The sequence below is a fragment of the Paenibacillus sp. J22P15 genome (genome assembly GCF_056269345.1).
Genome location: NZ_JBWDNT010000001.1, coordinates 286,002 through 305,062 on the forward strand (window position 1 = coordinate 286,002; position 19,061 = coordinate 305,062).

General features: G+C 45.4%; 19 protein-coding genes. 17 read left to right on the forward strand and 2 right to left on the reverse strand.

Going from position 1 to position 19,061, the window contains the following annotated elements:
* Positions 1 to 27 precede the first annotated feature (27 nt).
* From rpsP to trmD, 4 genes are all read left to right on the forward strand, one after another.
* Complete coding sequence (gene rpsP, locus AC0YN6_RS01350; RefSeq protein WP_053375694.1) at positions 28 to 300, forward strand: 30S ribosomal protein S16; 273 nt, start codon at positions 28 to 30, stop codon at positions 298 to 300.
* 25 nt (positions 301 to 325) lie between these two features.
* Positions 326 to 556 (forward strand): KH domain-containing protein, encoded by a 231-nt coding sequence (locus AC0YN6_RS01355; RefSeq protein WP_076335265.1) that lies wholly within the window; start codon positions 326 to 328, stop codon positions 554 to 556.
* A gap of 160 nt (positions 557 to 716) precedes the next feature.
* Positions 717 to 1,241, forward strand: coding sequence for a ribosome maturation factor RimM (rimM, locus tag AC0YN6_RS01360; protein ID WP_475744553.1), 525 nt, complete (start codon positions 717 to 719; stop codon positions 1,239 to 1,241).
* A gap of 3 nt (positions 1,242 to 1,244) precedes the next feature.
* Positions 1,245 to 1,997, forward strand: a complete 753-nt coding sequence (gene trmD, locus AC0YN6_RS01365; RefSeq protein WP_475744555.1) for a tRNA (guanosine(37)-N1)-methyltransferase TrmD — start codon at positions 1,245 to 1,247, stop codon at positions 1,995 to 1,997.
* Between the two features lie 65 nt (positions 1,998 to 2,062).
* Here the strand turns inward: trmD and AC0YN6_RS01370 are convergent, their stop codons facing one another.
* Positions 2,063 to 3,484 carry a CAP-associated domain-containing protein gene (locus tag AC0YN6_RS01370; protein WP_475744557.1) on the reverse strand — a complete coding sequence of 474 codons (1,422 nt, stop codon included), beginning with the start codon at positions 3,482 to 3,484 and terminating at the stop codon, positions 2,063 to 2,065.
* Positions 3,485 to 3,686: 202 nt separating this feature from the next.
* On the opposite strand from AC0YN6_RS01370, the gene rplS reads away from it, so the two are divergent.
* From rplS to AC0YN6_RS01405, 7 genes are all read left to right on the forward strand, one after another.
* Complete coding sequence (gene rplS, locus AC0YN6_RS01375; protein WP_053375699.1) at positions 3,687 to 4,028, forward strand: 50S ribosomal protein L19; 342 nt, start codon at positions 3,687 to 3,689, stop codon at positions 4,026 to 4,028.
* Positions 4,029 to 4,215: 187 nt separating this feature from the next.
* Complete coding sequence (gene lepB, locus AC0YN6_RS01380) at positions 4,216 to 4,827, forward strand: signal peptidase I (protein WP_475745500.1); 612 nt, start codon at positions 4,216 to 4,218, stop codon at positions 4,825 to 4,827.
* A gap of 9 nt (positions 4,828 to 4,836) precedes the next feature.
* Positions 4,837 to 5,703, forward strand: a complete 867-nt coding sequence (gene ylqF, locus AC0YN6_RS01385; RefSeq protein ID WP_475744558.1) for a ribosome biogenesis GTPase YlqF — start codon at positions 4,837 to 4,839, stop codon at positions 5,701 to 5,703.
* Between the two features lie 21 nt (positions 5,704 to 5,724).
* Entirely contained in the window at positions 5,725 to 6,339 is a 615-nt protein-coding gene (locus AC0YN6_RS01390; protein ID WP_475744559.1) for a ribonuclease HII, read from the forward strand.
* A gap of 231 nt (positions 6,340 to 6,570) precedes the next feature.
* Complete coding sequence (locus tag AC0YN6_RS01395; protein ID WP_475744561.1) at positions 6,571 to 8,289, forward strand: hypothetical protein; 1,719 nt, start codon at positions 6,571 to 6,573, stop codon at positions 8,287 to 8,289.
* Positions 8,286 to 8,597: an EscU/YscU/HrcU family type III secretion system export apparatus switch protein gene (locus AC0YN6_RS01400; RefSeq protein ID WP_475744562.1), complete on the forward strand. Its 312-nt coding sequence runs from the start codon at positions 8,286 to 8,288 to the stop codon at positions 8,595 to 8,597. Before AC0YN6_RS01395 ends, AC0YN6_RS01400 begins: the two co-directional genes overlap by 4 nt.
* On the forward strand, positions 8,590 to 8,994 hold the full coding sequence (locus tag AC0YN6_RS01405) for a YraN family protein (protein ID WP_475744563.1): 405 nt from the start codon (positions 8,590 to 8,592) through the stop codon (positions 8,992 to 8,994). Before AC0YN6_RS01400 ends, AC0YN6_RS01405 begins: the two co-directional genes overlap by 8 nt.
* Before the next feature lie 62 nt (positions 8,995 to 9,056).
* Here the strand turns inward: AC0YN6_RS01405 and AC0YN6_RS01410 are convergent, their stop codons facing one another.
* Positions 9,057 to 10,625 carry a YifB family Mg chelatase-like AAA ATPase gene (locus AC0YN6_RS01410; protein ID WP_475744564.1) on the reverse strand — a complete coding sequence of 523 codons (1,569 nt, stop codon included), beginning with the start codon at positions 10,623 to 10,625 and terminating at the stop codon, positions 9,057 to 9,059.
* A gap of 350 nt (positions 10,626 to 10,975) precedes the next feature.
* Between AC0YN6_RS01410 and sucC the strand changes: the two genes are divergently transcribed.
* From sucC to hslV, 6 genes are all read left to right on the forward strand, one after another.
* Positions 10,976 to 12,136, forward strand: coding sequence for an ADP-forming succinate--CoA ligase subunit beta (gene sucC, locus AC0YN6_RS01415; protein WP_475744566.1), 1,161 nt, complete (start codon positions 10,976 to 10,978; stop codon positions 12,134 to 12,136).
* A gap of 59 nt (positions 12,137 to 12,195) precedes the next feature.
* Positions 12,196 to 13,128, forward strand: coding sequence for a succinate--CoA ligase subunit alpha (gene sucD, locus AC0YN6_RS01420; RefSeq protein ID WP_475744568.1), 933 nt, complete (start codon positions 12,196 to 12,198; stop codon positions 13,126 to 13,128).
* 172 nt (positions 13,129 to 13,300) lie between these two features.
* Positions 13,301 to 14,434: a DNA-processing protein DprA gene (dprA, locus tag AC0YN6_RS01425; RefSeq protein WP_475744570.1), complete on the forward strand. Its 1,134-nt coding sequence runs from the start codon at positions 13,301 to 13,303 to the stop codon at positions 14,432 to 14,434.
* Positions 14,435 to 14,461: 27 nt separating this feature from the next.
* Complete coding sequence (gene topA, locus AC0YN6_RS01430) at positions 14,462 to 16,570, forward strand: type I DNA topoisomerase (protein WP_475744571.1); 2,109 nt, start codon at positions 14,462 to 14,464, stop codon at positions 16,568 to 16,570.
* 535 nt (positions 16,571 to 17,105) lie between these two features.
* Positions 17,106 to 18,425, forward strand: a complete 1,320-nt coding sequence (trmFO, locus tag AC0YN6_RS01435) for an FADH(2)-oxidizing methylenetetrahydrofolate--tRNA-(uracil(54)-C(5))-methyltransferase TrmFO (protein ID WP_475744572.1) — start codon at positions 17,106 to 17,108, stop codon at positions 18,423 to 18,425.
* 60 nt (positions 18,426 to 18,485) lie between these two features.
* Positions 18,486 to 19,031, forward strand: coding sequence for an ATP-dependent protease subunit HslV (gene hslV / locus AC0YN6_RS01440; RefSeq protein WP_475744573.1), 546 nt, complete (start codon positions 18,486 to 18,488; stop codon positions 19,029 to 19,031).
* Positions 19,032 to 19,061 lie beyond the last annotated feature (30 nt).

The following is a 19,061-nucleotide window of genomic DNA, read 5'->3' on the forward strand; positions in this document are numbered from 1 at the left end:
TTTACTCTTTGAAGGAGGTGAATTTTCATGGCAGTACGTATTCGTTTGAAAAGAATTGGTGCTCACAAAGCTCCTTTCTACCGCGTAGTAGTATCGGATTCCCGTTCGCCGCGTGATGGTCGTTTTATCGAAGAAATCGGTACTTATAACCCGGTTGCACAACCGGCTCAAGTTAAGATTGATGAAGAGAAAGCGCTAAAATGGTTGCAAACTGGAGCGCAAGCTTCTGATACAGTTCGTGACTTGCTTTCCAAAGCTGGTGTTCTTAAAAAGTTCCATGAGCTTAAGCAACAGAAATAACTGTTGAACAGCGGAGGGCCTTGAGATGAAAGAATTGATTCTTGTCATAGCGAAGGCATTGGTTGATCATCCTGATCAGGTGCAAATCAATGTGAAGGATGATGACCGTGGCACGATATACGAGCTTTCGGTTCACCCCGAGGATATCGGTAAAATCATCGGTAAACAGGGACGCATAGCGAAAGCGATTCGCACGGTAGTGACTTCTGCTTCCGTGAAATCGCAAAAGCGTGTCATCGTCGACATTATGTCATGATGTTCGTTTGTGAAGAAGGTTAGGATGAATTTCCTAGCCTTCTTTTCAATGTGTGCATTTCGAGGTATTTCACTTAATCAAACGGCTTCGTTCTTCAACATGGAACGAAGCCGTTTTTGCATGTATAATAAGGGTATACACAAATGAAGGGCTGGTTGTAATGAACGATAAATGGTTTACTGTCGGAAAGATAGTTAATACACACGGTATTCGAGGAGAATTGAAAATCCTTTCGCAAACGGATTTTGCTGATGTTAGATTTGCACCCGGAAACAAGCTGCTTATGGTGAATGAAGAAAGCGGCGCTTCGTTGGATGTAAAGGTTATCAGCTCCCGCGCGAACAAAAACGTATACATACTGAAGCTGGAAGGCTTCACTGACATTAACGTGGTTGAGAAATATAAAGGCTGGGTGCTTAAGATTTCTTCTGATCAGCAGCTTGAGCTTGAAGAAGGCGAATACTATTACCATGAAATTATCGGCTGCCGCGTTGTTTCAGAGGAAGGCGAGGAGCTGGGCACTATTTCAGAAATATTGAGTCCAGGGGCGAATGATGTGTGGGTTGTAGATCGTCCGAAAGGCTCAGGGAAACAGCTGCTTTTGCCTGTTATCGATGATGTCTTAATAAACGTCGACACAAAAGAGAAAATCGTGACGGTCCATTTGATGGAAGGATTGATTTAACCGATGAAAATAGATGTGCTGACGCTGTTTCCAGAAATGTTCGACGGTGTGTTTAATTCGAGTATTCTAGGAAAAGCGAAAGAAAAGGGGATCGTATCTCCGCAGGCAATCAACTTTCGTGCTTATTCTGGCAATAAGCATAATACGGTTGATGATTATCCCTATGGCGGCGGGGGCGGTATGGTTTTAAAGCCTGATCCGGTATTTGCTGCGGTTGAGGATCTAAAGCTGGATGAAAATATAAAGCCGCGTGTAATCCTTTTATGCCCGCAGGGCGCACAGTTTACGCAGAAGAAGGCGGAAGAGCTTGCCAAGGAACAGCATCTTGTTCTTATTTGCGGACACTATGAGGGGTATGACGAGCGTATACGCGAGCATCTAGTAACGGACGAGCTATCGATCGGCGACTATGTTCTTACTGGCGGAGAGATACCTGCGATGGTGCTCATAGATAGCGTCGTTAGACTGCTTCCTGGCGTATTAGGCAATGAAACGTCGGCTGTTACGGATTCATATAGCACTGGTTTGCTTGAGCATCCACATTATACACGTCCGGCTTCATTTCGCGGCTGGGACGTTCCGGATGTTCTTATATCTGGACATCATGCAAACATAGAAGTATGGCGCCGCGAGCAATCGCTTCTGCGGACGCTGCAGCGCCGTCCTGACCTGCTAAGGAGTGCTCCGCTTACGGACAAGGAACGCAAGTGGATAGCTGCTCAGCTGAAGCAGGAGCCTCAGAAGACGGGTAAATAGCTTGAACCTATATAATAAAGCCGCAACGAAATTCGTTGCGGCTTTTATTATATAGAAGAGATCGATTATGGCGTGTAAAAATTTTGGGTATAATAAATGTTATAGTTCCCGCCAAAAGCAACACCTGTACCAAGACGTTCAAGCTTGCTGTTGAGCAGCGCTTCCCGATGTCCTGTTTTGGAATTGACCCAGCCATAGTGAGCATAAATGCTGTTTGTGTATCCGGCTGCTATGTTTTCCGCTGCATTATGGTATTTGACGCCTATTGCTTTCATGCGATCGAATGGAGAAGAGCCGTCAGGATTGGTATGATCAAAAAACTGACGAGTACTCATATCATTGCTGTGACCGTGCGCTGAGGCAGCTGCGAGCTTGTCCCATTGCAAGATTGGAATTCCCCGGATAGCGCGTTCGGCATTCGTAAGTTCAAACAACTGCTGCTCAAAGGCAGCTTCCAGCTTAGAAGTATCAGTTGAATTAATAGTCTTGGGCTTGGACACCGTGTTATCCATTTGCATAACACCAGTAATATTATTTCCGTCCAGTCTGTCTATGAAGAGAACCGTATGTACGTTTTTTGAAAGGTATGCATAGTAGTCGTCTTTGGCTTCAGCATTAATAGCATTGCCAATCAGCTTCTTGGCAGTTGCAATCGGTTGGCCGACTTTTACGCCTGACTTGATGTGCCAGCTCTTACCAGCATTAGAGAATAGTGCGACGACACGTTCATTTTGGATGCCAAACATCATGTAATTGTTATAACTGCTATTATAAATATGCCACGTGAAGCCATACTCACTTGGATCGATACGAGAAGGTTTGCCTAATGATTGTTGAAGCTTCTGGAGCGTATCATTAAGAGCGATGTTACTAAGCGTATCAACTTTTTTTATAATTTTTGCTTCTGATAGAGTTGTGGAGTGAAGCTTGAGGTTATATAAGAAGGTAAGTGCCTCCGCTCGTGTTAGCTTTCCATCAGGAATGAAGCCGCTAACAGTTGCAGATGTTCGTCCATTTGATATCTTCTCATCAAGCAGCCACTGAATTGCTCCTTGTTCCGTGAATGCTTTGCCATTAGCGGCTGAAGCGAGTAGAATAGCAGCTTGTCCACGTCGGAATTCGATATTGTGCGGCAATGAGCTAATTGGCCAGCCAAGACTATTTGCATAATTATAATAGGGCTTGGTCCAATCATTCGTGCTCGATGGTGATTCTGTTACTAACTGGTATGCTCTAAGGAGCATAGCAATAAATTCTGATTCATTAACTAGCTTATTTGGCTTAAAGGAGCCATCCCCATAACCTTTAGTTAAATTGTGTTCTATAGCCCAAGAAATATAGGAGCTAGCCCAGTGACCCTTCGTATCTTTAAAAGATAAGGATTCAGCAGAGGTTTGTAAAGGTGATGAAATAGTTAAAACAATGAGCAGTACAGCAGTGATTCCCCCTTTGATTTTAGTAGATAAACATTTTTTTTGAGTGAGCAATATTGTCACCTCTTCATGTCGGTGTTTGTCATCATTTAGTATACATGATTTATGAATAAAAAATCATGTTGTATTATTGGGCTGTATGTGGTAAAATTTCTAGTGTTGTTCGTAAAGTCGGACGGTCCGCTATCAGCGATGAGCCGGTTCAGAGGAATTCGGTGAGCTTATAAGAACGTCTATGGTGGAAGGAGTGAATCAAATGAATCTTTTGCAAACAATTGCGCAAGAAAACCTGCGCCAAGGTCTACCGAACTTTCGTCCTGGTGACACGCTAAAAGTTCATGTAAAAGTTATCGAGGGAACTCGTGAGCGTATCCAATTGTTCGAAGGCGTTGTAATTAAACGTCGCGGCGGTGGTATCAGCGAAACTTTTACAGTGCGTAAAATTTCCTACGGTGTTGGTGTGGAAAGAACTTTCCCGCTTAACTCGCCTAAAATCGAAAAAATCGAAGTGGCTCGCCGTGGTAAAGTACGTCGCGCGAAATTGTACTACCTACGTAGTCTTCGCGGAAAAGCTGCTCGTATTAAAGAAATTCGTTAAGAACAAACGACAAGAGGGGCTTGCGCAAACAAGCTCCTTTTCGTTTTTTCTCAAAGGTCATTTACATATCACAGCATATGGAAAGAAGGCGGATTGAGTGGACTCACAGCAGCGAAATGACGGGCTGGACAATGGCAATGATCAAGAATTGAACAATACGCAGAGTGATGCGGATATTCAGCAAACTATACCAAACCGTGCAACAGCCCATGCATCCGGCTCAGGAAAACAGGGCGGAACCTATAAGGAAATCGTAGAATGGATCAAAGCGCTAGTTATAGCGGTCGTTCTCGTATTTCTCATTCGTCAATTTTTGTTTTCACCATTCATCGTCGACGGACCTTCCATGCAGCCTAATTTCGAGACAGGCGAACGTCTAATAGTAAATAAGATTTTATATACAATACGCGAGCCGAAATTTGGTGAGGTCGTCGTGTTTGATGTCCCTGAGCAAGGCCGGAAATTTATAAAACGAGTGATTGGCGTACCGGGTGATAAAATTAGACTCGAAGGCGATGACCTCTATATTAATGATAAGAAGATTGATGAGCCTTATTTAAAAGAAGCTATTGAGGCGGCTCATGCTGAAGGCAGACTGTATAATGAAAAAGGTGTAAATTCCGATGTGTCTGAAATAACAGTTCCAGAGGACACGATTTTTGCGCTAGGCGATAATCGCAGTGATAGCACAGATAGCCGCGTTATCGGATTCGTATCGGATAAAGAGGTTGTTGGCCGCGCTGATATTATTTTTTGGCCGCTGGACAAACTAGAGTTTATTAAGCACTGGACTAAATGAGGTGAGTAAATGACCATTCAATGGTTTCCAGGTCATATGACCCGGGCGAAACGGCAAATACAAGACAAGCTTAAATTAATCGATCTTGCCATCGAACTATTGGATGCAAGGGTTCCGCTTTCGAGTCGTAATCCGATGATTGAGGAAATTTTGAACGGGAAGCCACGGCTGATCGTATTAAACAAATCCGATTTAGCCGACCCAAAGACGACAGAGCAATGGATGGCTTATTTCCGCAATGAGGGCCATGAATCGATCGCAATTGATTCATCAACAGGAACCAAAGTAAATGAGGTTCCTCTTAAGGCGAAACAAATTTTGCATGAGAAAATCGCTCGCCAAATTTCCAAAGGCATAAATCCGCGTGCAATTCGCGGACTAATTGTAGGTATACCGAATGTCGGCAAATCCACGCTTATCAATAAGCTGGCCGGACGCGCTATTGCGTTAACCGGGGATCGCCCTGGCGTCACAAAGGGACAGCAATGGATTAAGGTTGGAACAGAGATGGAATTACTCGATACGCCAGGGATATTGTGGCCAAAATTTGAGGATGAGCTTGTCGGTTATAGACTTGCAATGACAGGTGCAATCAGAGAGCAAATTTTGAACGTGGACGATATTGCGTTTTTTGCGATGCGTGAGCTAGTGGATCGCTACTGGCCCAATATGAAAGAACGTTATGAACTGGATACGCCTCCAAAGGACACTTCTGATTCGGATGAGATCGTACGCGTGATGGAAGATATCGGACGGAAAAGAGGCTGCTTAGTAAGCGGTGGACGCGTCGATTTAGAGAAGACATCGGGTATTATTTTACGTGATTTACGCTCAGGTAAGCTGGGAAGAATCACGCTTGAGGCTCCGCCTTATTGATGTGAAACGGGGGAACGTAACGTGCTGCAATATGAACAGTCGTTATGGCAAGAGGGATACAAAGCAATTGCTGGTGTGGATGAGGTAGGCCGAGGCTGTATGTTCGGTGACGTCGTTGCAGCAGCTGTTATTTTACCGCCTGGGCTAGTGATCGAGGGAGTGAACGACTCCAAGAAGCTTTCCGAGAAAAAACGTGACCAACTGTATGATGTTATTTTGCAGGAATGTGTGGCGTGGTCAGCTGCTCGTGTTGATGCGGAAACCATTGATCGGATCAATATTAAGCAGGCATCTAGGCTTGCAATGAAAATTGCAGTGGAATCCTTGCAAGTACCATCCGATTATTTGCTTATCGATGCAGAGAAGGTGGATGTCTCTCTGCCGCAATTATCGATCATAAAAGGGGATGCTACGAGTCAATCCATAGCAGCAGCTTCTATCGTTGCTAAGGTGACGCGTGATCGGCTCTGCATGACGGAGTGGGAGCAGGAGTATCCTGCTTATGGGATTGCAATACACAAAGGTTACGCGACGAAGCTGCATCGCGAGCGATTGCTTGAGAATGGGCCAAGCCCAATGCATCGCAAGTCGTTTCTTGGCAACTTATTTACAGAGGAGCAATTGCTTCTCTTCTAAACTACTCCTTTCAGCAAGAGCTATATAACGCTCGATTGATTGTACTAGGCATAGAATGCCTTGTGTGATGATCGGGCGTTATTTTTGCTTTAAGCCTGTTATTTGGAATGAATCGCTTCAAGCTTCGGTCTTGATGACCGATATAAGGTTATAGGTTCATGAAATCGTACGAGCATGGGTATAAAGCAAAACGTTTAGAATGGCGCTGGAGCGGTGGAGGCGGATAAATAAATGAATATTAGTCAAATGATGCGGAGCTTCTTGGGGGAAGCCTCCAGTGCGGATACGCGGGCATTGGAGCTTAAGGTTGGACAAACCGTTCGAGGCATCGTTATGCAGGTTATGGAAAATAACGAAGCACTCATTCAAATTAATGGTGTACAGGTGCGGGCGAAGCTGGAGATTCCTCTTCAGGCGGGGCAAACGGCTATGCTGAAGGTAAAGCCAGAATCTAACGGTGCTCTAGTCCTGTTTAAACAAGTCGAGTCGGGGCAAACGGGACTGCCTGAGAACACGCTCGAGGATTGGGCTAAGCAGCTTGCACTGCCGGATAAGAAGTGGGCGGCCCAGCAAGTAATGGATTTGAGGAAAGAAGGCATTAGTTTAAACAAAGAGGTCGCACAAGCTTTTCAACAGGCTGCATCTGCAATGCCGCCAGGTGGAGACGCAGAGCAGTGGATGCAAGCGGCGTCTGCAACGTTTAAAAGAGGCTTGCCTATGACAGCTGCAACCATTGGCGCGATGCAGCAGCTTATGTCCGGACGCAGCACGCATGAGCTGCTTGAAACGCTGCAGCAGCAGCTTACTTCGTTTTTAAACGATTCGGTTGAAGGTGCTGGAGTCGAATCGAAGGCTGCAGCGCAAGCGGCTGCACGTGTACAATCTCTTCTTTCCGAAGGCATGGAGCTGCTTCGAAATGCGACAGCATTGCTCGAGACACCTCGCGATGGGGAAGCCGCGGCTAAAGAATGGTCCACAGCTATGAAGCAGAATGCACAAATAGCGAATACGAATTTGCAGCAAGATCATGCAGTTATAGTGCCCGCTGCGGAGGAGGACACGGCTGATCCAGTCAATCCTCAAGCGGGAAAAGCATCAGCAAGTCAGCCCAATTGGCTTGGTCAAATGTTGAAATGGATGGGTGTGGATCATGAGCTCCAACTAGCTAAAGCATTGGCAGCTGATACACTAACGAGTCAACATGCTCCGGCGTCTCAGTCTGTCTCAGCGGATTCTGGGGCGACGGCACCGGGAACCATTCCAACAGGCCAATCACAGCAGCTTCCGGATAATAAGCTGATCGTTGAAAGAGCAGTATTAGCTGCTCTGGCAACAGTCGGTGATAACCTTCCGTTGCCGGACTCTTCTCCTCCAGCTCAGCAGGAATCATTGAAAAGCGCGCTACTCGCGCTTGTTTCCTCCGAAAATACACCGCCAGGCATTAAAGAGACTGCACAGCAGCTCGTTCAGCAAATAACAGGACAGCAGCTTTTACTTTCGCCTGAACGAAATAACTCGATGCTGACACATGTTACGATGTTTATACCTTTAAACAGTGAAGAAGGAAAACAAACCGCATCGGTTCATATTCAAACGAGACGCAGCCGCAAAGGAGAACTTGACTCTTCCAACTGCAGACTTCTGTTTAATCTGTCTATGAATACGCTTGGTGACACCATGGTTGATGTTAATGTCGTGGACAAAATCGTCAGCTTAAATTTGTGGAATGACCATCCTGCCATGTCGGCTTTAGCGGAGTCATCTCGTTCTGAAATTGTAAGCAGCATTCAGCAAGCGGGGTATCAATTGCTCTCACTACGTACAACTCCATTGCCTAAAGCTGGAGAAGTAAAGCAAGAAGAGGGGGCGAAGGCAGTTAAAAGCCAACAGCCTGCTGATTTAAACGCCTTTTCTTCGAATCGCTATAAAGGAGTCGATTATCGCATATGAGCAATGGTGAACAGGAAAACAAATCACCGCAAACGAAGGTCAGGAAGGCAGTTGCTTTAAAATACGAGCCAGGCGAGCGATCAGCTCCGGTAATGATTGCTAAAGGTAAAGGCGATTTGGCGGATCTTATACTCGAGAAAGCAAAGGAGAACGGTATTCCTGTTCAAGAGGATTCCTCGCTAGTGGAAGTGCTCTCCAAGCTTGATATCGATCAAGCAATTCCGAATGAACTGTATAAGCTGGTCGCAGAAATTTTAAGTTTCGTCTATCGTTCTGACCGAAAAGCGAGGGATTTGGTAGATGAGTGAGGCCGAGGGCACTGGGAATGGACAAAAGAAACGAGATAATAGGAAGCTAACTGGTGAACTTGGTGAAGAAGCGGCTTGCGAGTATCTAGTGAAGTCGAATTATTCCATCGTTGCACGAAATTGGCGCTGCCGATATGGTGAAATTGATATTATAGCTGAGAAGTCAGGGAGGCTTGTTTTTGTAGAGGTGCGTACGCGAAAAGCAGGAGGCAGATTCGGCACAGCTGCTGAATCCGTCGATTATCGAAAGCAGCAAAAGGTAAGAGGTATCGCTCAGGTTTATTTGCGCAGTATCGGGAAATCAGATGCATCTATTCGTTTTGATGTTGTTGCTGTAACGATGAATCGAGCAGACGACAAAGTCACGGAATACAAGCATTATGAGGGAGCATTTTAGAATTAATTCATATGATTGGCTTTCTCTTGGACTATGAATCCATAGAGAAAGCCTTTTTTCGATTAAGGAAGCTGTTTGTCCAGTCCTCGGAATTGAATAGCTTCAGCAATATGAACAGCTTCGACTGTATCGCTCGCTTCAAGATCGGCAATGGTACGAGCAAGCTTCAGCATACGATCGTATGCTCGCAAGCTGATTCCAAGCGCTTCAAACGCATTTTCCAGCAGGCTGATAGCGTCTGGCATAATATTCACTGCTCTCCGAAGGGCTGAGCCGGATTGTCCAGTATGATGTTTATATCCTTGTTGGCTGGTGCGCTCTAACTGAAAAGCTTGTGCACCTAGCACCATTTCTCTCATTTGAGCCGTATTAAGTGTAGGGCCTGATAAAGCGTGATCGAGAGAAATCGGACGAGGCACTTCAAGCTGCAAATCAATTCGATCAAGCAAAGGACCAGAAATTTTCGATCGATACCTACTTATAATGGTAGCACTGCATGCGCAGCGTTTATCGCCGTATTCATGTCCATAGTAACCGCAAGGACACGGATTGAAAGATGCTGCCAGCATAATATTTGCAGGAAACTGGAATACGGCCTTGGAGCGGGATATCGTAACAATACGGTCCTCAAGCGGCTGCCGCATTACTTCGAGCACTTGCCTTGGAAATTCGGGCAGTTCATCTAGAAAGAGAATACCGCGATGGGCTAGGGTCACCTCTCCAGGCTTCGGAATCGAGCCGCCTCCGATCAGTCCGCCGGTTGAAATCGTATGGTGCGGAGAACGGAAGGGCGGATGTGTAATAAGACCGTGCGAGCTATCAAGCAGCTTGCCGGCCACACTGTATATTTTCGTAACCTCGAGTGCTTCCTGTTCATTCAATAAGGGCAATATCCCCGGTAGTCGACGAATCATCATGGTTTTACCAGTGCCAGGAGGCCCGCTAAGCAAAATATTATGTTTGCCGGCTGCTGCAATTAGCATAGCGCGTTTAGCTTGATGCTGTCCGATGACATCACCGTAATCGCCTATTTCATCCTGCTTATCCATGTAAGCTTTGTATTGGCTTTCGCAAAAAGAAGGGTTCTTAACTGGATCGACGCGGATATGTTCCCAATTGGTTTGCTTTTTTTTGAGCAAATCCAGCTCGTTTAAGTGACTTAATGCAAATAACTCCATATCAGAGATCCAAATAGCTTCCTTCACACTGTCAATCGGAAGCAGGACACGCTTAAAACCGAGTCGCTTCGCTTGTTCAATCATCGCTAATACACCTGCAACTGGTCGGACATTGCCGTTCAGAGATAGTTCCCCGAGTAGCAGTGTGTCCTCGAAGGGGACCGCGCTAATTTGGCCGCTTGCTGTCAAGATGCCCGCTGCTATGGCCAGATCAAAGGAAGTGCCTTCTTTTCGCAAGTCGGCGGGAGCCAGATTAACAGTAATTCTGTCCATTGGAAAAGTAAATCCACTGTTTTTTAGAGCTGCTCTCACTCGCTCGACTGATTCACGGACAGCCGGATCAGGGAGGCCGACGATGCTGATTTGAGGTAGTCCACTTGAAATATCGACCTCAACCGAGATGCCCTTTCCATCAACTCCGTACACGCTTGCACTCTGAATTAAACTAAACATGACAAAAAGCACCCCCATATGTGTGAATGAAGGTGCTTCCTTTCGATTCCGTTCCATCGTTATGAATTTGCAAATATCATAATTTAGTTATGTTCAACTTGTCAATATTTAAAAATCTGCGGGTATGGATTTCGAGATTGGGTCATACTAGATGGCGTGGTTCTTATGCTCAAGAAACGAGCATTCAAGCAGGTTCTCACCCTTTAATCTCAAATTGAGATTAAACCCATATCAAAAAGGACGTATTAATTATGTGTGAAAGTAAGGTAACTGTTGGGGAAAGGTGCTACAATAATAGAGGTTTGTGTACATATGACTGATTTCAGTCTGTGAAATGGAGGATTTCAACAATGAATATCCATGAATATCAAGGGAAAGCGGTCCTTAAACAGTATGGTGTCGTCGTACCTGAAGGTAAAGTAGCCTTCACTGTAGACGAAGCTGTTGAAGCGGCTAAATCGCTCGGAACAAAGGTTGTTGTCGTGAAGGCACAAATTCACGCTGGCGGCCGCGGTAAAGCGGGCGGAGTTAAAGTAGCAAAAAATCTTGATGAGGTGCGCGCTTATGCTAGTGAGATTTTAGGCAAAGTGCTCGTAACACATCAAACAGGTCCAGAAGGCAAGGAAGTTAAACGTCTTCTGATCGAAGAAGGCTGTGACATTAAAAAAGAATATTATATCGGCGTAGTATTGGACCGTGGTACAGGTCGAGTCGTTATGATGGCTTCGGAAGAGGGCGGCACTGAGATCGAAGAAGTTGCTGAGCACTCCCCGGAGAAAATTATCAAAGAGATCGTTGATCCAGCTGTTGGCTTGCAAGCTTTCCAAGCACGCAAACTAGCTTATGCAATCAACATTCCTAATGAGCTCGTTAACAAAGCAGTTAAATTCATGATCTCGCTCTACACAGCTTTTGTAGAGAAAGACGCATCTATTGCAGAAATTAACCCGTTAGTCATTACTGGCGACGGACAAGTTATTGCTCTTGATGCTAAGCTGAACTTTGACTCAAACGCTCTTTATCGTCACAAAGATATCGTTGAGCTGCGCGACTTGGAAGAAGAAGACGCAAAGGAAATCGAAGCGTCCAAATACGACCTTAGCTACATCGCTCTAGACGGCAACATCGGTTGTTTGGTTAACGGTGCAGGCCTAGCGATGGCGACAATGGATATTATCAAATATTACGGCGGAGACCCTGCCAACTTCCTAGACGTAGGGGGCGGTGCTACAGCTGAGAAGGTTACTGAAGCGTTCAAAATCATTTTGTCTGATGAAAAGGTTAAAGGTATTTTCGTTAACATTTTCGGAGGCATTATGCGTTGTGACGTAATTGCAAATGGCGTTGTCGAAGCAGCGAAGCAAGTCGGTCTTGACCGTCCGCTCGTTGTTCGTCTAGAAGGTACAAACGTAGACCTCGGCAAAACTATTTTGAAAGAATCGGGATTGAACATCGTGGCTGCGGATTCCATGGCGGACGGCGCGCAGAAGATTGTCGCTCTCGTGAAATAAGATAACTTGCTGTGTGGCATAGGCCGCATACGAATTCATTCAGGGGATGTGAGTTAAGAGTGAGCATTTTGGTTAATAAAGATACAAAAGTCATTACCCAAGGTATTACTGGCGCAACTGGCTTGTTCCATACCAAAGGCGGATTGGAATACGGTACGCAAATGGTTGGCGGCGTAACACCTGGCAAGGGCGGCACGAACGTTGATATTACACTTGATAACGGCACGCTCGTATCATTGCCTGTTTTCAACACAGTAGCTCAAGCTAAAGCTGCTACTGGCGCTAACGCTTCAGTTATCTATGTTCCACCTGCATTTGCTGCAGATGCAATTATGGAAGCTGTCGACGCTGAGCTTGATCTTGTTATCTGTATTACAGAAGGCATTCCCGTGCTTGACATGGTAAAAGTAAAACGTTACATGGACGGCAGCAAAACCGTTCTAATCGGACCAAACTGTCCTGGCGTTATTACACCAGATGAGTGCAAAATCGGTATTATGCCTGGTTACATTCATACAGCTGGACATGTTGGCGTTATTTCTCGCTCAGGAACTTTGACTTATGAAGCGGTTCATCAATTGACGACTCGCGGCATTGGTCAATCATCTGCAGTTGGAATCGGCGGAGACCCAGTTAAAGGTTCCGAGTTTATTGATATCTTGAATCTTTTCAATGAAGATCCAGATACCTATGCGGTAATCATGATTGGTGAAATCGGCGGTACGGCAGAAGAAGAAGCTGCTGAGTGGATTAAAGCGAACATGAAAAAACCAGTTGTCGGCTTTATCGGCGGCGCAACGGCGCCTCCGGGCAAACGGATGGGACATGCAGGCGCAATCATTTCTGGCGGTAAAGGAACAGCTGCTGAAAAAATCGCAACACTTGAAGCTTGCGGCATTAAAGTAGCTCCAACACCATCAGAAATGGGTTCGACACTTGTAACTGTTCTTGAAGAGCAAGGCCTGCTTGAAAAATGTATCACACGCAAATAAATAGTTTGATCTAAGGTAAGCAACCTTTCAACGACCCGAAAACGGGAGTTGAAAGGTTGCTTTTTTTTTACCGATTGCCATTATTTTATCGGCTGACTTGCAATCTTATGCTATGTACCGCACAATAGATAAGTATGTAGGCCAGCCCTAAACAAGAAGGGGCTTGGATAAAATGACGAAAAATCAAGATATTCGTAGACAAATGGTAATTGCTTTTCACGAAATTCCTGGTATTGGATGGCATGCTATTCAGAAGGCCGTTCAACATCAATTTTGGAATAAACGATCATGGAGTATAGAAGATTTACTTGCTATAGGACTTCATCGAGGTCAAGCGAAGGCGGCGGCAGAGCGTTATGCTGAGCGGCCGTGGATTTTGACAGATGATCCATCTGAAGCGATAGCAGCGGTTAATGCAATTGCACTAACGCCCTATGACTCCGAATATCCGAAAATTTTAAGAGAAATTGCACAGCCGCCTTGGGTCTTGTATGCTAGAGGTCGATTAGAATTGCTGCAGCGGCCCGCAATTGCGGTGGTAGGCACTAGAGTGCCGACAGCATATGGCAGACAGTCTGCGACTACACTAGCTCAGGAACTATCCTCTGCTGGCTTAACAGTAGTCAGCGGTTTGGCAAGAGGTGTCGATAGTAAAGCTCATGAAGCAGCTCTATACGGAGCGGGAGGGACGATTGCAGTTCTGCCCACGCCAATTGATAAATGTTATCCGTCAGAAAATTTATCCTTATTTCACAAAATTGCTGAACATGGCTTGCTCGTCTCTGAGACACCAATCGGTACGCCGCTGCACCCAGGGCAATTTCCACAGCGCAATCGTATTATAGCTGCTTTATCTGTTGGTACGGTAGTTGTAGAGGGGGCTTCAAAAAGCGGTTCTCTCATTACGGCGCAGCATGCAATGGACATGTCTAGGGAGTTATTTGCAATCCCTGGTCCAAACTCATCGCCTAAGAGCGAAGGGCCAAATGAACTCATCAAGCGCTGTGAAGCAAAGCTCATTAGCAGCGTTAAGGATATTATCGATGAGCTGAATTGGCTGCCGGCAGCACTTAAAGCTTATAAGGATGCAGATCACACGAACAAATTAAAACCGGAAACAAGCAGTGTTGAGCTAACGTCTGAAGAGAGTAAGTTAATTGCTTTCTTGAGAGATCAGCCATTGTCAATCAATGAGCTGCACGAGCTCTCAGCCATTCCGTTTGGACATTTGAACGCACTTCTGCTAAATTTATGTATAAAACGCAAAATTGAATTGCAGCCCGGATCAATATATATTGCTTTATAGTTGCAATAGAGAGAGGAGGCGCCTTACATGGCAGATTCTTTAGTTATCGTCGAATCACCCGCAAAAGCCAAAACGATTGGTAAATATCTTGGCAGTAAATATATCGTTAAAGCTTCAATGGGACATATTCGCGATTTGCCCAAAAGCCAGATCGGCGTCGAAGTGGAAAATGATTTTAATCCTAAATACATAACCATACGCGGTAAAGGCAGCATCCTCAAGGAATTAAAGGATGCCAGCAAAAAAGTGAAACATGTCTTTCTAGCAGCCGATCCGGATCGCGAAGGTGAAGCGATTGCATGGCATTTGGCGCACTATTTGGAGCTCGATGAGACCGATACTTGCCGTGTTGTATTTAATGAGATAACGAAACAGGCCGTTAAGGATGCGTTTAAGACACCGCGCAAAATTAATATGGATCTAGTGAATGCACAGCAGGCGAGACGGATTTTGGATCGATTGGTTGGTTACAAGATTAGTCCGCTTCTGTGGAAAAAAGTGAAAAAAGGCTTATCTGCCGGCAGGGTTCAATCGGTTGCTGTTAAGCTTATTATCGATCGTGAGAATGAAATTGACGCATTCAATCCTGAGGAATACTGGTCCATTACCGCGAAACTTACGCATGCAGGCATTCCATTCGATGCGAAATACCATTCCATTAATGGGGAAAAACGCGAGCTAGGTAAGGAAGCGGAAGTGCAGGAAGTACTTCAAGCAATGAATGGTAGTAAGCTTACCGTCTCTGACGTGAGAGAGAAGGAGCGCCTGCGCAATCCAGCGCCGCCCTTCATAACAAGCTCACTGCAGCAGGAAGCGGCAAGGAAGCTAGGTTTCCGCGCTTCTAAGACGATGTCAGTCGCACAGCAGCTGTATGAGGGTGTTGAGCTTGGAAAAGAAGGAACCGTCGGTTTGATTACTTATATGAGAACGGATTCCACACGGATATCCCCTGTGGCACAAGAAGAAGCGAAGGAATTCATTACGGAAAAGTATGGCGCTGCTTTCGTGCCTGAACAACCGCGTATCTATTCTAAGAAAAATAGCAACGCTCAAGATGCGCATGAAGCGATTCGTCCAACGTCCACTTTAAGGGACCCCGAATCGATGAAACCGTTTTGCAGTCGTGATCAATTGCGATTGTATAAGCTCATATGGGAACGCTTCGTATCCAGTCAGATGCAGTCAGCGGTGCTTGATACGATGACGGTAGACTTGCAGGCAGGCGAAACGATTTTTAGAGCTACGGGTTCTAAAATAAAATTTGCAGGCTTTATGAAGGTATATGTGGAAGGCAATGATGATGGTACGGTAGAAGAGCATAAGTTTTTGCCGCCGCTGGCTGCAGGAGATGTGATTCAATCCGAATCTATTGATCCAAAACAGCATTTCACTCAGCCGCCGCCGCGTTTCACGGAGGCACGTTTGGTAAAGACGCTTGAAGAGCTCGGTATAGGACGTCCAAGTACATATGCACCTACACTAGAGACCATTCAAAAGCGCGGCTACATTGCTATGGAAGAGAAAAAGTTTATGCCGACTGAGCTGGGCGATCTTGTTATTCAGCTTATGGAGGAATTTTTCCCTGAAATTCTTGACGCTGAGTTTACGGCCAACATGGAAGGCAACCTTGACCATGTGGAAGAGGGAACTGAGGATTGGGTAAAGGTACTTGCGAATTTTTACGAATCCTTTGAGAAAAGATTAGAAGTTGCCGAAGATGAAATGAAAGAAATTGAAATACAAGATGAAGTGTCTGATGAGCTTTGTGAGAAGTGTGGACGCCACTTAGTGTACAAGATGGGACGTTTCGGTAAATTTCTAGCGTGCTCCGGCTTCCCGGATTGCCGCAATACGAAACCGATTGTCAAAGATATTGGAGTGACTTGTCCGAAATGCGCAGAAGGTAAAATCATCGAGCGTCGGAGTAAAAAAGGACGTATATTTTATGGCTGCGATCAATATCCCGGCTGTGATTATGTTTCTTGGGACAAACCGACGAATAAACCATGTCCGCAGTGTGAGGATTCCAAGCTAGTGGAGAAGCGTAATCGCAGCGGAGCAAAGCTGCTCTGCCCAACTTGCGACTATTCCGAAGAAGTTTTGGACGAAGACGAGCAAGGCACTGATCTAGATTAAGCATGCTTGTTCTCACTAATCATAGATAGCTACACAGTTAAAGAACCGAATGACAACCGCATTACCCGTCCTCCCTTCACAAAGGGAGGACACCGTTGTTAATCGGGCTATTAAGCTGTTGTAGTAACATACAATTTTATCAATGGTTCTATAGGGCTTGATGGTCTTAAAGGTACTACAGGTACTAATGTATAAACGAGTGCACAAACTGAAAGCGTGTCCCCCCGGGACGAAAGCGATCCTAAGCTAAAATAAGCTCACAACCGTCTGAGGGTAGCCTACGTTAGTCCAGTTGCAGGAGTCCAGAGGACGCAGTCCTTGGGGCCCTCCCTTGGAAGGGAGGGTTTGGGTGGGTTCGAAAAGTTTGAAGGGAAGAAGTTATAAAGTTAAATTGTTAAAGGCATCATTTGCCTCAAAAGGTTTGGAATTTTTTGAAGTTTCAAAATTGTTAATTTACAATAAAAACCTTTGAAGGCAAGGTAGAAACCCTCGAGGGCAACCTGGGTGAACTATATTTGAAAGGATTGAATTTATTTTGTCACAACCACAAAAAGTAACCGTCATTGGAGCAGGTCTAGCAGGCAGCGAGGCTGCATGGCAAATCGCATCACAAGGAGTACCTGTCGTTCTATACGAAATGCGTCCGGTCACCAAAACACCGGCTCACCATACGAATCAATTTGCAGAGCTTGTCTGCAGCAACAGTCTACGTGCTAACGGTCTTGCTAATGCCGTAGGCGTTCTAAAGGAAGAAATGCGTCAGTTTGATTCACTAATTTTGAGCTGCGCGGATCAGCATGCTGTACCGGCAGGCGGAGCACTAGCGGTTGACCGTGATGGTTTCTCAGGAGAAGTCACTCGTAGACTACATGAGCATCCGCTTGTAGAAGTTCGCAATGAAGAAGTAACTGAAATCCCTAAAGACGGAATTGTTGTTATTGCAACAGGTCCGCTGACGGCACCAAGCCTATCTTCTCAAATTCAAGAACTGCTTGGTGAAGAATATTTTTATTTCTTTGATGCTGCAGCTCCAATCGTCGAAAAAGATTCCATCGATATGAGCAAGGTTTATTTAGCATCCCGATATGATAAAGGAGAAGCTGCCTACTTGAACTGTCCGATGACAGAGGAAGAGTTTGAAGTTTTCCATGAAGCGTTAACGACGGCTGAGAAAGCAGAAGTAAAGGATTTTGAGAAAGAAGTATACTTTGAAGGCTGTATGCCGATTGAGGTCATGGCGAGCAGAGGCAAACAAACGGTATTGTTTGGACCGATGAAGCCTGTTGGACTTATTAATCCGCATACAGGCAAGCTGCCGCATGCTGTAATCCAGCTTCGTCAAGATAATGCTGCAGGTACGTTATATAATTTGGTTGGCTTCCAAACTCACCTGAAGTGGGGAGAGCAAAAACGCGTGTTTTCATTAATACCTGGTCTGGAAAATGCTGAGTTTGTACGTTTCGGTGTTATGCATCGCAATACGTTCATCAATTCACCGCGTCTGCTTAAACCAACCTACCAGCTAAATAACCGTGAGACATTGTTCTTTGCGGGTCAAATGACTGGTGTTGAAGGTTACGTGGAATCCGCTGCATCTGGTCTAATAGCTGGTATTAACGCAGCTAGGCTCGCTCGTGGTCTTGAGCCGGTGACATTGCCGGTGGATACTACGCTTGGCAGTATGGCGAACTATATTACTACTGCGGATTTCAAGCATTTCCAGCCGATGAATGCAAATTTTGGATTATTCCCGCCGCTTGAGAAGAGAATGAAAAGCAAAAAAGAGAAGAATGAAATGATTGCTAATCGTGCTCTCGAAGGTATTGAGCAATTTAAAAAGGAACATATGCAATAATGTTTCGTATTGAAAGCATGGCACTTAATTTATTATTTTGAACCTTGAGGAGGCAAAGCAATGGAAATGCAATTTCACGCAACTACGATTTGCGCAGTTCGTCATGAAGGAAAAGGTGCAATTGCCGGAGATGGTCAGGTCACTTTTGGGAATAGCATGGTCATGAAAAACTCTGCGAAAAAAGTAAGAAGACTATACCGCGGTCAAGTTGTCGCAGGTTTTGCAGGATCGGTTGCAGATGCCATTACTTTGTTCGAGAAGTTCGAGGCTAAGCTGGAGGAGCATCACGGCAACTTGCAGCGCTCTGCTGTTGAGCTTGCTAAGGAATGGCGCTCAGACCGAGTACTGCGCAGATTGGAAGCGATGATGCTCGTAATGGACAAAACAGGCTTGCTGCTTATTTCAGGTAATGGAGAGATTATAGAGCCGGATGACGGGATTCTAGCGATAGGTTCAGGCGGCAGCTTCGCCTTATCAGCTGCAAGAGCGCTTCAACGTCATGCACCTCAGATGGAAGCGAAAGATATGGCACGTGCTTCGTTAGAAATAGCTGCAGAAATTTGCGTGTTCACAAATCATAATATTATTGTTGAAGAGATCGTATAAATCGAATAACACGGTTTTGGATAGAGGGCC